Source organism: Nonomuraea sp. NPDC005650 (assembly GCF_040605375.1).
In the GTDB taxonomy this organism is placed as follows: domain Bacteria; phylum Actinomycetota; class Actinomycetes; order Streptosporangiales; family Streptosporangiaceae; genus Nonomuraea.
Map to the genome: position 1 here is coordinate 128,006 of NZ_JBEXCR010000016.1, position 12,526 is coordinate 140,531.

The 12,526-nt window shown below is 71.1% G+C and carries 13 protein-coding genes; 1 reads left to right on the plus strand and 12 read right to left on the minus strand.

Annotated features, from left to right (window positions below):
• Positions 1–48 precede the first annotated feature (48 nt).
• From ABZS69_RS27480 to ABZS69_RS27535, 12 genes are all read right to left on the minus strand, one after another.
• Positions 49–1,374: an aminopeptidase P family protein gene (locus ABZS69_RS27480; protein WP_355377563.1), complete on the minus strand. Its 1,326-nt coding sequence runs from the start codon at positions 1,372–1,374 to the stop codon at positions 49–51.
• Positions 1,367–2,641, minus strand: a complete 1,275-nt coding sequence (locus ABZS69_RS27485) for an alpha/beta fold hydrolase (protein WP_355377564.1) — start codon at positions 2,639–2,641, stop codon at positions 1,367–1,369. Before ABZS69_RS27485 ends, ABZS69_RS27480 begins: the two co-directional genes overlap by 8 nt.
• Positions 2,638–3,450, minus strand: a complete 813-nt coding sequence (locus ABZS69_RS27490; RefSeq protein WP_355377566.1) for an ATP-binding cassette domain-containing protein — start codon at positions 3,448–3,450, stop codon at positions 2,638–2,640. The genes ABZS69_RS27485 and ABZS69_RS27490 overlap by 4 nt, the downstream gene beginning before the upstream one ends.
• Positions 3,447–4,259, minus strand: coding sequence for an ABC transporter ATP-binding protein (locus ABZS69_RS27495; protein WP_355377568.1), 813 nt, complete (start codon positions 4,257–4,259; stop codon positions 3,447–3,449). The genes ABZS69_RS27490 and ABZS69_RS27495 overlap by 4 nt, the downstream gene beginning before the upstream one ends.
• A complete protein-coding gene (locus ABZS69_RS27500) occupies positions 4,256–5,254 on the minus strand; it encodes an ABC transporter permease (RefSeq protein ID WP_355377570.1) in 999 nt (332 codons plus the stop codon). The genes ABZS69_RS27495 and ABZS69_RS27500 overlap by 4 nt, the downstream gene beginning before the upstream one ends.
• Positions 5,251–6,165, minus strand: a complete 915-nt coding sequence (locus tag ABZS69_RS27505; RefSeq protein WP_355377572.1) for an ABC transporter permease — start codon at positions 6,163–6,165, stop codon at positions 5,251–5,253. Before ABZS69_RS27505 ends, ABZS69_RS27500 begins: the two co-directional genes overlap by 4 nt.
• A complete protein-coding gene (locus ABZS69_RS27510) occupies positions 6,166–7,866 on the minus strand; it encodes an ABC transporter substrate-binding protein (protein WP_355377573.1) in 1,701 nt (566 codons plus the stop codon).
• Positions 7,863–9,776: a beta-L-arabinofuranosidase domain-containing protein gene (locus ABZS69_RS27515; protein WP_355377575.1), complete on the minus strand. Its 1,914-nt coding sequence runs from the start codon at positions 9,774–9,776 to the stop codon at positions 7,863–7,865. The genes ABZS69_RS27510 and ABZS69_RS27515 overlap by 4 nt, the downstream gene beginning before the upstream one ends.
• 132 nt (positions 9,777–9,908) lie before the next feature.
• The gene (locus ABZS69_RS27520; RefSeq protein WP_355377577.1) at positions 9,909–10,286 is read right to left on the minus strand and encodes a hypothetical protein; all 378 of its coding nucleotides are present in this window, start codon (positions 10,284–10,286) and stop codon (positions 9,909–9,911) included.
• 122 nt (positions 10,287–10,408) lie between these two features.
• Positions 10,409–10,702, minus strand: coding sequence for a hypothetical protein (locus ABZS69_RS27525; RefSeq protein ID WP_355377578.1), 294 nt, complete (start codon positions 10,700–10,702; stop codon positions 10,409–10,411).
• A 20-nt stretch (positions 10,703–10,722) separates the two neighbouring features.
• Positions 10,723–11,010, minus strand: a complete 288-nt coding sequence (locus tag ABZS69_RS27530; RefSeq protein WP_355377579.1) for a hypothetical protein — start codon at positions 11,008–11,010, stop codon at positions 10,723–10,725.
• Between the two features lie 22 nt (positions 11,011–11,032).
• Positions 11,033–11,350, minus strand: coding sequence for a hypothetical protein (locus ABZS69_RS27535; protein ID WP_355377581.1), 318 nt, complete (start codon positions 11,348–11,350; stop codon positions 11,033–11,035).
• A gap of 148 nt (positions 11,351–11,498) precedes the next feature.
• Here ABZS69_RS27535 and ABZS69_RS27540 point away from each other — a divergent pair, with 148 nt between their 5' ends.
• The gene (locus tag ABZS69_RS27540; protein ID WP_355377582.1) at positions 11,499–12,488 is read left to right on the plus strand and encodes an aldo/keto reductase; all 990 of its coding nucleotides are present in this window, start codon (positions 11,499–11,501) and stop codon (positions 12,486–12,488) included.
• Positions 12,489–12,526: the final 38 nt, after the last annotated feature.

Below are 12,526 nucleotides of genomic sequence, written 5' to 3' on the forward strand. Positions count from 1 at the left end.
CGGGGGCTTCCGGCACCGTGTGGGGTGGTGCCGGAAGGCCCCCGCGAGTCAGGCGGTGGACTCCTTGGCCCAGCGCTCCAGGCCGGCCGCGTCGATGGGCAGGGCGTCCGAGAGGATCTCCGTCCCGTCCGGCGTGACCAGCAGGTCGTCCTCGATCCGCACCCCGACCCCGCGCAGCTCCGGCGGGACCGTCAGATCGTGGGCGTGGAAGTACAGTCCGGGCTCGACGGTGAGCACCATCCCCGGCGCCATGACGGCCCCGTGGTAGGCCTCCGGCCGGGACTGGGCGCAGTCGTGCACGTCCAGGCCCAGGTGGTGGCCGATGCCGCAGATGAGGTAGCGGCGGTGGTGCTGGCCCTGGTCCGACAGGGCCTCGTCCACCGAGACCGGCAGCAGGCCCCAGTCGTCCAGCCCGCGCGCGATGACCTCCATGGCGGCGTGGTGGAAGTCGGTGAAGCGCCGGCCGGGGGCGACCGCCGCCAGGCCCGCCCGGTGGGCCTTCTCCACCAGGTCGTGCACCTGCCGCTGGGCGGGGGAGAAGGCTCCGGAGGCGGGGAAGGTGCGGGTGACGTCGGCGGTGTAGTGGCTGCGGACCTCCACGCCCATGTCGAGCAGCAGCAGCTCGTCCGGCAGGACGGGCCCGTCGCAGCGCACCCAGTGCAGGGTGGGGGCGTGCGGGCCGCTGCCGACGATGGTGGCGTAGCCGGGTCCGTTGCCGTACGCCCTGGCGTAGCGGTCGAAGGTGCCCTGCAGCCACCGCTCGCCCGCCCCTTCGATCGCCGCCGGGACCTCGGCCAGCACGGCCGCGAAGCCCTCGACGGTCCGGTCCACGGACTCGCGCAGCTGGCCGATCTCCCACTCGTCCTTGACCATGCGCAGCTCGGCCAGCACCCGGGGCAGCTCCTCCACCGGTTCGGATGCGTCCGTGAACTCCGACAGCGGCCGGACCGCGACCCCGAGCGCCGCCGACCACTCGGCCAGGGACGGGGACGGGCCCACCCACAGCTCCCCGTACGCGGCGTCGGAGAAGAAGCCGAGCTCGCCGGGGCGGGCGGGCGGCGGCAGGTAGAGGGTGGCGGCGCCGCCGGAGATCACGGCCACGGCGTTCTCCACGGCGCAGCCGGTAAGCCAGTAGAAGTCGCTGTCCACGCGGAAGTCGTAGGCGGTGTCGTTGCTGCGGACCGGAGCCCGGCCCGCCTTCACCACCACGGTCCTGCCGGGCAGCGCGGCGGCCAGGCGCTCGCGGTGCCCGGCCGCCGCCTCGGCCGCGCCGGGCACGAGGTCGGGGGTGCGGGCGGGGGCGTCCCAGCCCTGGGCGATGTAGTCGACGAACGCGGGGACCTCTGTCAGCCTGGGGGGTTTGCCGTCACTCACCGGTGATTCCTCCTCCTATGTCGCGTACCAGTCCGGTCAGGCGGGCGAAAACGCGTTCCTCGCCGATGCCGTCGTGCTCGTACTCGTTGGTGACCCAGGCCTGCGCGTTGCCGACCCTGGACGCGGTGTCCAGTTGCAGGCCGGAGTCGACGTACATGTCGTCGAAGTAGACCGCCGCCGCCACCGGCACCTCGTTGGCGGCCAGGCGGTCCAGGTCGTACAGGGCCGGCCAGTCGGCGCGCTCGGCGAGCAGGTCGACGGCGGCGTGGAAGGGGCGCAGCGCGCGGATCTCCTCGAACATCCAGGGATAGATCATCTCGCCGGTGAACAGCAGCGGCCGGGCGTTCTCGGCGAAGGCGGGGTGGGCGGCGCGCTCGCGCTGCGCCGCCCACGCGGTCGCGCCGGGGCCGGAGCCGTAGATGCTCTCCTGCAGGGCGGCGAACAGCGGGTTGTCGGCGTAGGAGGAGCGGGCCAGCACCTGGTGCAGGAACGTCTCGGGCAACTCGGCGGACTCGTCGAGCAGCCAGTGCATGCGCTCGTAGCCCGGCTTCATGCCGAAGTCGATCCCGAGCGACTGCAGGCGCCGCACGGTGAGGGTGTCGCCGTCGGGCAGCAGCACGTCGCCGTAGGCCAGCCGGTCGGCCAGCCGGGCCACCGTCTCGACGTGGTGCGGGTAGCGGCGGTAGAACTCGGCGTTCTTGGCCGCGACCCGCGGATAGGTGCGCCGGTAGACCTCCGACGCGTCGGGGTCCAGGGACGGCAGGCCGCCCGCCACGTAGCAGGCGCTGAGGCCCTCGGGCGCCTGCGACAGGTACGTCAGCGTCAGGAAGCCGCCGTAGCTCTGCCCGAGCGTCGACCAGCGCCGCCCGCCGAAGACGGTCCTGCGCAGGTGCTCGGCGTCGGCCACGATCGAGTCCGCGCGGAAGCGGGCCAGGTAGTCGGCGCCCTCCTGCGGGTCGAGCGCGCTCATCACCCGCCCGTCGATCCGCGAGCTGCGGCCCGTGCCCCGCTGATCGAGCAGGACCACCCGGTACGTCTCCAACGCCCTGCCGAGCCAGCCCGCCGTGCCGACGGGACGGGGCCCCTTGCCGCCGGGCCCGCCCTGCAGGAACAGCAGGCACGGCAGGTCGTCGCGGTCGCGCGCGGGGTCCACGAGCTCCCTGGCGAAGACCCTGATGGTGGCCTCGGGGTCCGACCAGTCCAGCGGCACCTCCACGACGTGGTCACGCACCCGCATCCCCGGGATCGTGTAGGTCGCGGTGATCACAGCTTCTCCCTCCTGCGGCGGTCCCACTCCGGGTTGATGCGCGGGATGGCCGCCAGCAGCGTACGCGTGTATTCGTGCCGGGGCTCGCCGAACACCTGCTCGGCGTCCCCCAGCTCGACGATCTTCCCCTTGCTCATGACCGCGACCCGCTGCGCGATCTGCCGGACGACGGCCAGGTCGTGGGCGATGAACACGTAGCTGAAGCCGCTCTCGCGCTGCAGCCGGCGCAGCAGTTCGATCACCTGGGCCTGCACCGACACGTCCAGCGCAGAGACGGCCTCGTCGCAGATCACCAGCTTGGGGTTGACGGCCAGCGCGCGGGCGATGCCGATGCGCTGCGCCTGCCCGCCGGAGAACTGCGCGGGGTAGCGCAGCGAGTGGTCGGGGTTCAGCCCGACGCGCTCCATCAGCTCCTTGGCGTGCGCCCGGCGGCTGCCGTCGGGCGGGATGCCCTGGTAGACCAGGGGCGCCATCAGGATCCGCTCGACCGTGTGACGGGGGTTGAGCGAGGAGAACGGGTCCTGGAAGACGACCTGGACGTTGGCGCGGAAGCGGGCCAGCGCCGCCCCCGTGGCGTGGGTGACGTCCTCGCCGTCGAACTCCAGCGTGCCCTCGCTCGGGTCCATCAGCTTGGCGATCATGCGGGCGGTCGTCGACTTGCCGCTGCCTGACTCGCCGACCACGGCCAGCGTCTCGCCCAGCCGTACCTCGAAGCTGACCTGGTCGACGGCCGTGAACTCGGCCCTGGCGCCCAGCGGGCCGCGCGAGACGAACCGCTTGGTCAGGTCCTTGGCCCGCAGCAGCGTCATGCGATCACCTCACCGTCTACTGGATCGTCGATGCGCGGGATGCTCTCCAGCAACATCCGGGTGTAGTCGTGGCGCGGCTCGGCGAACACCTGCTCCGCCGTGCCGTACTCGACCTGCTCGCCCTGCCGCATCACCAGCACGCGGGTCGCGATCGAGCTGATCACGGCCAGGTCGTGCGTGATGAACACCATGCCCATGCCGCTGTCCTGCCGCAGCCGGGCCAGCAGCTGGAGGATCTGCGCCTGGACGGTCACGTCCAGGGCCGTGGTCGGCTCGTCGGCGATCAGCAGCGAGGGCGCGCACACCAGGGCCATCGCGATCATGATGCGCTGCCGCTGCCCGCCGGAGAACTGGTGCGGGTAGTAGTCCACCCGCCGCTCCGCGTCGGGCAGGCCCACCTCCCGCAGCGCCTCGACCGCGATGTTCCGCGCCGCCGTGCGCGAGCCGCCGCGGTGGGCGCGGTACATCTCCTCGATCTGCAGGCCGACCGTGTAGTACGGGTTCAGGGACGACAGCGGATCCTGGAAGATCATCGAGAGCTGGTCGCCGCGCAGCCGCCGTAGCTCCCGGTCCGGGCGGCCGAGCAGCTCCGCGCCGTCCAGCCGGATGCTCCCGCTGGTCCTGGCGCCCTTGGGCAGCAGCCCCATGACCGCCAGGCTGGTCATCGACTTGCCGGACCCGGACTCGCCGACGATGCCGACCGTCTCGTCCCGTCCGACCGTGAAGGACACGCCCTTGACCACGTCCACCGGGCCGCGCGTGGTGGGGAAGGTGACGGTGAGGTCCTCCACGACAAGCAGGTCGCTCATTTCGCCGTGATCCTCACTCTCGGGTCCAGCCTCGTGTAGACGAGGTCGATCACCACGTTCCCCACCACCACGAAGAACGCCGCCAGCAGCGTCACCGCCATGATCACCGGCTGGTCGTTCTTGGCGATGGAGTCGGCGGCCATCTTGCCCACGCCGTTCAGCCCGAACACCGTCTCGGTGATGAGCGCGCCGCCCAGCAGCGCGGCGAAGTCCATGCCGAAGATCGTGGCGATGGGCGTCAGCGCCGGGCGCAGGGCGTGCCTGCGCATGGTCAGCGCCGGGCTCAGGCCCTTGCTCCTGGCTGTGCGCATGAAGTTCTCGGCCAGGGTGTCGATCACGTTCGCCCGGGTGAGCCGGGCGTACAGGCAGGCGTAGCCGGTGGCCAGCACGATCCACGGCATCAGGTACGACTGGAACCACACGACCGGATCCTCGGCGAAGGGCACGGCCCGGGGGAACGGCAGCACCTGCAGCTGCACCACCAGCACGTACTGCAGCGCCAGCGCCAGCACGTAGTTGGGGACGCTGGAGCCGCCCAGGGCCAGGCCCATGGCGGCGCGGTCCCACCAGGTGCCCTCCTTGACCGCGCTGAGCAGGCCGGCCGCGATCCCGATGAGCAGCCACAGCACCGCGGCCCCGATCGCGACGGTGGCGCTGACCGGCAGCCGCTCGACGACCATCTCCCAGACGGACTGGTTGGTCTGGAAGCTGTAGCCCAGGCACGGGGCGGCGCAGTGCACCAGGTTCGCGCCCTCGCCGTAGTCGCGCCCGGCGAAGATGCCGAACAGGAAGCCGAAGAACTGCGTCAGGAGCGGCTTGTCCAGCCCCAGCACAGTGTGGATCTGGTCGATGCGCTCGGGCGTGCACGTCTTCCCGCAGATCATCACCGCCGGATCGGGCTGGAGGGTGAAGAAGATGATGAACGTGAACAGGCACACCAGGAAGAGGATCAGCACCACCCCGGCGAGCCGCCCGACGATGTAGCGCGCCATCATGAGGCCTCCCCGGCGTCGAAGGCGGCCCGCAGCCGGTCGCCGAGCACCGTCAGCGACAGCACGGTGAGGAACAGGAACCCGCCGGGGATCGCGAAGTACATCGGATCGACGGAGTACCAGGAGACCGAGCCGGCGATCATCTGGCCCCACGACGGCGTCGGCGGCGCCACGCCGACGCCCAGGAACGACAGCCCCGCCTCGGTGCCGACGTAGCCGGGCACGGCCAGGGTGGTCATCACGATCAGCGAGCTGCGCAGGTTCGGCAGGATCTCCTTGAACACCAGCGCGCCCGTGGAGGCGCCCGACGCGCGGGCGGCCTCCACGAACTCCCTGTTCACCAGCGTCATCGTCTGCCCGCGCACGACCCGCGCCAGGTACGGCCAGCCGAACACGCTGATCACCACGACCAGCAGCACCGGCTTGTTCCCCTGCGGCAGCGACGACAGGATCGCGATCATGAAGATCAGCGCGGGGAAGGCCATGAGGAAGTCCATGACCCGGCAGATCACCTGGTCCACCCAGCCCTGGTAGAACCCGGCCAGCATGCCCAGCACCACGCCCAGCAGGGTCGTCAGCGCCGTGGCGGAGACCGCGATCAGCAGCGAGACGCGCGCCCCGTACGCGATGCGGGCCAGGATGTCGCGGCCGTTCTGCGGCTCCACGCCCAGCAGGTGGTCGGCGCTGATCCCGCCGAGCGACCCGCGCGGCACCCCGCCCAGGTCGGTGTCGACGGCGGCGGTGTCGAAGTCGTTCGGGCCGTGGCCGGTGATCGCGCTGATCAGCGGCGCGCAGATCGCCATCAGCACGATCAGCGTGAGGAACGCGGTGCTGAGCACCGCGCCCCGGTCACGCAGCAGCGCGCCCGTGATCCGCCCTCGCGACGTGCTCGGGGAGTAAGCGACGACGGCCATCTACTTCGTCGGCTTCGCCAGGCCGACGGAGATCAGGTCGATGCCGCCGGAGAAGGAGTCGGACTGGTAGGCGCCCGCGATGTTCGAGCCGACGAGGAGGATGAGCTTCTCGTAGGCCAGCGGGACGACCGGCGCCTCCTTCATGATCTGCTTGTCCAGCTCGCCGTAGGCCGCGTTGGCCGCCTGCACGTCCGTCATCGCGGCGATCTCGTCGATGCGCTGGTTGATGCCCTTGTCGTTGATCTGCGCGAGGTTGGAGTTGCCCTTTTCGGTGATGTTGCGGCCGTCGAACAGCGGCGGCAGGAACGTCGCGCCGGAGGCCCAGTCGGGGCACCAGCCGGTGACGGCGGCGTCGTGCTGCTGCGCCGGCGTGCCGATGACCTCGTAGTACGTGGAGGTGTCGATGTTGTTGATCTTGACGTCGATCTTCACCTGCTTGAGCGCGTCCTGGATCGCCACCGCGACCGCGGCCATCTTCGGGTCCGGGCGGGTGTCGAGCGTCAGGGTGAACCCGTCCGCCAGACCGGCCTCGGCCAGCAGCGTCTTGGCCTGCTCCGGGTTGTACGGGTACGGGTCGTAGTCCGCCCGGCCCGCGATCGTGGGCGGCTGGATCGAGGTGCCCTTGGCGGCCAGGGCGCCGCCGCCCATGCCCGCGACCACGGTGTCCTTGTTGACCGCGTAGTTGATCGCCTGGCGCACCCGCACGTCGTTCAGCGGCTTCTTGGTGGTGTTCAGGCCCATGTAGGTGGTGCAGCCGTTGAGCCCGGACAGCGTGCGCTGCTTGATCTGCGGCGCCTGCACCCGCGCCACGGTCCCCGCCTGGATCGAGGGGCCGATGGCGTCGGCGTCGGTGCCCTGCCCGGCCAGCATGCGCTCGTCGATCGTGGCCCAGTCCAGGCCGAACGTCCACTCGAACGCGTCCGGCTTGGCCGCCCGCACGCTGTCGGTCTCACGCTTCCACTGCGGGTTGCGCTCCAGCTTCAGCGAGGCGCCGCGCTGGTAGCTCGCCAGCTTGTACGGCCCGCTCGCGATCGGCTTGGTGTCGAACGCCGCGCCCGCCCCCGTGCCCTTGGGGAAGGGCGTGAAGTTGGCCAGCGCCAGCGCGCTCGGGAAGTCGGCGAAGGGCTTCTTCAGGTGGAAGACGACCGTCTTGTCGTCGGGCGTCTCGATCGTCTTCAGATCGCCGTCCAGGTACGGGCCCTTGTAGTCCTTCGGCGCGTCCAGGAGCAGCTTCCCGTACGGCGAGCCGACCCCGGCCTCCGGGTCGAACGTGCGCGAGAAGCCGAACTTCACCGCCTCGCTGTTGATCGGCGTGCCGTCCTCGAAGAACAGGTTGTCCTTGAGCTTGAACGTCCAGGTCTTGGCGCCGTCCGACGGCGTGCCCGTGTCGGTGGCCAGGTCGGGCACGATCTTCGTGCCCTCGGCGCCCGGACCCGCGCCGAACATCGTCAGCCCCCGGTAGATGAGCCGGTAGAAGTTGTTCACTCCGCCGTCGAAGCCGCGCACCGGGTCCAGATGGGAGAAGTCCGCCTTGGCCAGGATGTGCACGGTGCCGCCCGTCGCGGCGGGCGCGCCCGGCCCGCCCGAGGCGCCCGTGCCGGTGCCTGTGCCCGTGGCCCCCGTGCCGCCGCCCCCGCCACACGCGGTGAGCGCCAGGACGGTGGTCATGGTGACGCTCGCGAGCGCCGCCGATCTCCTCATGATGCCTTCTTTCCGTTGGTCCAGGGGGTCCTGACCCAGACCCGCATGGCCTGGGGGCCGCGGTTGCCCCACAGGAAGTAGGGGACGAAGGTCGCCGTGACCCTCGTCTCCGGGAGCGCCTCGTGCAGAGGGAGCTCGGGGTAGAGCTCGGCGGAGGGCGGGGGAGCCGCGTCCGCCTCCATGCGCAGCACGACGGCCTCGTCGCGCCGCTCGATGTGCGCGTTAACAACGTCGTGGGGCCCGACGACCAGGTCGTCGACGGGGGCCTGCGGGCTGTCGTGCTGCTCGACGCAGTACACGAGCGGCCCCCGGGCCAGGCTGAGCGCGCCCCTGGTGGCGTCCAGGTAGGGGTGCGAGCCGTGCGCCCGGACCGGCATGGGCAGGGTGAGGCGTACCTCGTCGCCCGGCGACCACGTGCGGTGCAGGGTGAGCCAGCCGCCGGACTCCGGCGCCTGGATGGGCTCGCCGTTGACGGTCACTGTCACGTTCCCGGCCCAGCCGGGGACGCGCAGCACGAGCCCGTACGGCCGCTCCGGCGCCCGCTCGACGGCGATGCGCACGTCGCCGTCCCACGGGTAGGCCGTCTCCATCGCCAGGTCCAGCTCGGCCGTCCGGATCTCGGCCTGCGTGTAGGCGGTGATCAGCACGGCGCCGTCCCGCTCGGCCGCCACGTAGTCGGCGAGCTGGGCCATCCACCGCACGATGTTGGGCGGGCAGCAGGGGCAGGTGAACCAGGCCCGGCGCAGCGGCTCGCCGCCGTCCTCCGAGCCGCTGCGCTGCGCGTGGTCGGGGCGGCGCTGCAGCGGGTTGTCGTAGAAGAACGCCGTGCCCTCGGCCGACAGGCCCACGGCGTAGGCGTTGTAGAGCACGCGCTCGAACACGTCGAGGTATTTCGCGGCGCCGCCGGCCAGGAACATCCGCCACGCCCACTGCATGACGCCGATGGCCGCGCAGGTCTCGGTGTAGGCGCGCTCGGAGGGCAGCTCGTACCGGTCGCCGATCGCCTCGTCGGAGTGGCGGCTGCCCAGGCCGCCGGTGACGTACAGCTTGGTCGCCACCATGTCGTCCCAGAGCCGCTCCAGCGCCTCGAACAGCGACCGGTCGCCGGTCTCCAGGAAGACGTCGGCCGCGCCCGCCGCCAGGTAGGCCATGCGAACCGCGTGGCCGGTCACCGACGGCAGCTCGCGCAGCGGCACGTGGTCCTGGAAGTACTCGGCGGGGAAGATGCGGTGCTCCATCTGCCCCGTGCCCCTGCGGTCGACGAACGCCGCCGCCAGCGTCAGGTAGCGGCGCTCGCCCGTCTCCCGGTAGAGCTCGACCAGCGCCATCTCCACCTCGGGATGGCCGCAGATCCCCGACTGCCCGAACCGGTCCGCCGCCAGGTCGGCGAAGCGCGTGGCCACCCGCAGCAGCCGGTCGTCGCCCATCCGCCGGTTCGCGGCGACGGCCGCCTGGATGAGGTGGCCCAGGTTGTACAGCTCGTGCCCCCAGGCCAGGTCCTCCCACGGCTTCTTGGCGGAGGTGGGGTCCTGGACGAAGGAGTTGAGGTAGCCGTCGCCGGCCTGGACCCGCTCCAGCAGGCCGACCACCTCGTCGAAGAACTCCCTGGTCGAGGTGTCGCCATCGCCGAGTTCGTACGCCAGACCTTCGAGGGTCTTGTAGAGGTCGGTGTCGAGGAACGGGTACCGGCCCCGGTAGGGGGCGGGGTCGTCCTCCAGGAGACGGCTCAGGTTGGCGACGTTGCCCGCCGCCCGGAGCTGCTCGATGGTGTGCGGGACCGTGGCCCCGCTGTTGCGGCGCTGCCAGTCATGGAGCAGACCGCCGGTGATGCGAATCCCTGACAGCGGCCTCACAGCCCCGGCGGCGGTGCGTACGGCGCCGGCCAGGGGCCTGACCTGCTTGGACGTCATGAACCTTCCCAGTAATGTGTGGCATTGCACTGAACCTTAGGTGTCTGGGAGGTAAGTTGCCAAGGGTTGGGGCCGGATGGAAAAAAGAACGTAACCCGCCCGGAAACCACCGGACGGGTTAGTTCATGACACTCAGGCGCCGTACGGGGCGGGGCGCCAGGACGTCCAGTCGATGCGCACCCGGTCGCGCCGCTGCGGGTCCACCTTGACCGGCACCACCGCGCCGGGCACGACCATGCCCATGGGCAGGCGCGGCAGCGACTGCCGGTGCGTGACCCGGTGCACCTGCCCGCCGGGCAGCCGCACGCCGAGGACGAAGCTGACGAGCGGCTGCCCGTTGATCGTCACGCCGGTGTCGGCCATCGACTCGATCACCGCCTGCGCGGCGATGCCGGTGGCGAGGAGTTGCCGGCCGTTCCGCGCGGCGATGAGGAACGGCAGCCCGACGCACGCCAGGATCAGCATCGTCGCGCCCGTGATCGCCACCGACATCCACAGTCCCGTGCCCATCGTTTCCCTGCCTTCTCCCCGCCCGCCGGAGGCGTTTGTGCCGATCTGCCGGATGCCGTTGTACGCGGACCGGATTGCACGCCGCTTGAGCGCCGATAACACAGGGGTTCGGGCGGGGGATCTCAGCAGGTGACGAGCCCGTCGAAGCGCTGCGGCCACTCCCACGTGAACTTGCTGTACGTGGTGCGCGGCTCCTTGTAGGTGCAGTAGCTGTCAGGCCCGTAGGCGAGCCGGACGCGGAAGTTCACGGGCTTCTTGCAGTTGTTCCAGACCCACAGCTCGTCCTGGGCGCCCCTGTCGTCCAGCGTGTACGCCAGACAGGACGGCGCCCGGCCGGCGGTCGACGCCTGGGCGGCCGGGGCCGCGACGCCCACCGTGGTGAGCCCGGCGAGCAGGGCGATGGCGATCGCGCGCATGTTCTCTCGCTCCTTCGGGGTCAGCAGCTGACGAGGCCGTCGAAGCGGCGGGGAAATCTCCACCACCACTTGGAGTAGCCGCTGTCGGGCGTCTTGTAGGCGCAGTGGAAGTCCGGCCCGTTGGCCAGCCTGACCTTGTAGCTCACCGGGTGCTTGCAGGTGTTCCACACGTAGAGCTCGTCCTGGGCGCCCCGGTCGTCCAGCTTGTACGTGAGGCAGGACGGGGCCGCGGCCTGCGCGGGCGCGGGCGACACGGCGATGGCGGCGGCCGCGAAGGCGCCCGCGGCGAGAATGGTCCTGGTGCGCATTTGCCTGTTCCCTTCCGTCGTCTCAGCAGGTCACCAGGCCGTCGAAGCGGCCCGGCCAGCCCCAGGTGAAGTAGTCGGCGCCGCCCGGCTTGAGCTGCCGGCACGCCAGGTCGGGCACGTTGGCGAGCCGGACCTTGTAGCTCTGGTTGGACTTGCAGCTGTTCCAGACCCAGAGCTTGTCCACGGCGCCCTTGTCGTTGAGGCGGTGCCCGAGGCACCAGGGCGCGGCGGCCTGGGCGGTGGTGGCGGCGCTGGTGGCGGCTGAGGCCGGCCCGGCGGCGAAGCCTGCCGTGACCGCCCCCGCGAGCGCCACGGCTGCCACTGACGTGCGCAAACGCATGATCTGTTCCCTCCCGTCGATCGGCTTGCGAGCCGATGACAGGAAGGTAGGTCCGGCGTTGTTGAGGAACTGTTGAGTATCCGTTGGCCGTCTCCGCGGCCTGCTGACAAAAATTGAAATCTGTCAGTCCAACTGGCATGCTGGCCGTATGAGAACTCTGGGAACCGGTGGCCCTGTCGTGTCCGACCTCGGGCTCGGCTGCATGGGCATGTCCGACCTCTACGGACCGGCCGACACGTCCGAGTCCATCGCCACCATCCACGCCGCCCTCGACGCCGGCATCACGCTGCTCGACACCGGCGACTTCTACGGCATGGGCCACAACGAGCTGCTCATCCGCCGGGCGCTCGAAGGCCGCTCGCGCGACGACGTCCTGATCAGCGTGAAGTTCGGGGCGCAGCGCGACTACGAGGGCAACTGGCTCGGCTACGACGGCCGGCCCGCGGCGGTCAAGACCTCGCTCGCCTACACCCTGCGGCGCCTCGGCACCGACCACGTGGACGTCTACCGGATCGCGCGGGTCGATCCGGACGTGCCGATCGAGGAGACCGTCGGCGCCATCGCCGAGGAGGTCGCGAAGGGGCGCGTGCGGCACGTCGGGCTGTCCGAGGCCGGGGCCGAGACCATCCGGCGGGCCCACGCCGTCCACCCGATCGCCGACGTGCAGCTCGAATACTCGCTGTTGTCCAGGGGGATCGAGCGGGACATCCTGCCCGCCTGCCGCGAGCTGGGCGTCGGCGTGACCGCGTACGGCGTGCTGTCCAGGGGCCTGCTCAGCGGCCACTGGTCCAAGGACCGCGAGCTGGGCGCCGGCGACTTCCGCTCGTTCAGCCCGCGATTCTCCGGCGACAACCTGGCCCACAACCTCACGCTGGTGGCCGCGCTGGGGGCGCTCGCCGAGGCCAAGGGGGTCACGGTCGCGCAGCTGGCCATCGCCTGGGTGCTGGCCAGGGGCGAGCACATCGTCCCGCTCGTCGGGGCGCGGCGGCGCGAGCGGCTGGCCGAGGCCCTGGGCGCCCTGGAGGTGCGGCTGTCCGCCGAGGACCTCGCGGCCGTCGAGGCGGCCGTCCCCGAGGGGGCCGCCGCCGGCTCCAGGTACGCCGAGGCGCAGCTGTCCATGCTCGACAGTGAACGCTGACCGTCCGGTGCGGAAGGAAGGTCTCGATCGCGGGTCTT

Bases quoted from the DNA above. Each gene is read 5' to 3' on its own strand.
- ABZS69_RS27525 (WP_355377578.1), bottom strand. From the start codon at position 10,702: ATGCGCGCGATCGCCATCGCCCTGCTCGCCGGGCTCACCACGGTGGGC.
- ABZS69_RS27515 (WP_355377575.1), bottom strand. From the start codon at position 9,776: ATGACGTCCAAGCAGGTCAGGCCCCTGGCCGGCGCCGTACGCACCGCC.
- ABZS69_RS27530 (WP_355377579.1), bottom strand. From the start codon at position 11,010: ATGCGCACCAGGACCATTCTCGCCGCGGGCGCCTTCGCGGCCGCCGCC.
- ABZS69_RS27535 (WP_355377581.1), bottom strand. From the start codon at position 11,350: ATGCGTTTGCGCACGTCAGTGGCAGCCGTGGCGCTCGCGGGGGCGGTC.
- ABZS69_RS27495 (WP_355377568.1), bottom strand. From the start codon at position 4,259: ATGAGCGACCTGCTTGTCGTGGAGGACCTCACCGTCACCTTCCCCACC.
- ABZS69_RS27500 (WP_355377570.1), bottom strand. From the start codon at position 5,254: ATGATGGCGCGCTACATCGTCGGGCGGCTCGCCGGGGTGGTGCTGATC.
- ABZS69_RS27540 (WP_355377582.1), top strand. From the start codon at position 11,499: ATGAGAACTCTGGGAACCGGTGGCCCTGTCGTGTCCGACCTCGGGCTC.
- ABZS69_RS27520 (WP_355377577.1), bottom strand. From the start codon at position 10,286: ATGGGCACGGGACTGTGGATGTCGGTGGCGATCACGGGCGCGACGATG.
- ABZS69_RS27490 (WP_355377566.1), bottom strand. From the start codon at position 3,450: ATGACGCTGCTGCGGGCCAAGGACCTGACCAAGCGGTTCGTCTCGCGC.
- ABZS69_RS27510 (WP_355377573.1), bottom strand. From the start codon at position 7,866: ATGAGGAGATCGGCGGCGCTCGCGAGCGTCACCATGACCACCGTCCTG.
- ABZS69_RS27505 (WP_355377572.1), bottom strand. From the start codon at position 6,165: ATGGCCGTCGTCGCTTACTCCCCGAGCACGTCGCGAGGGCGGATCACG.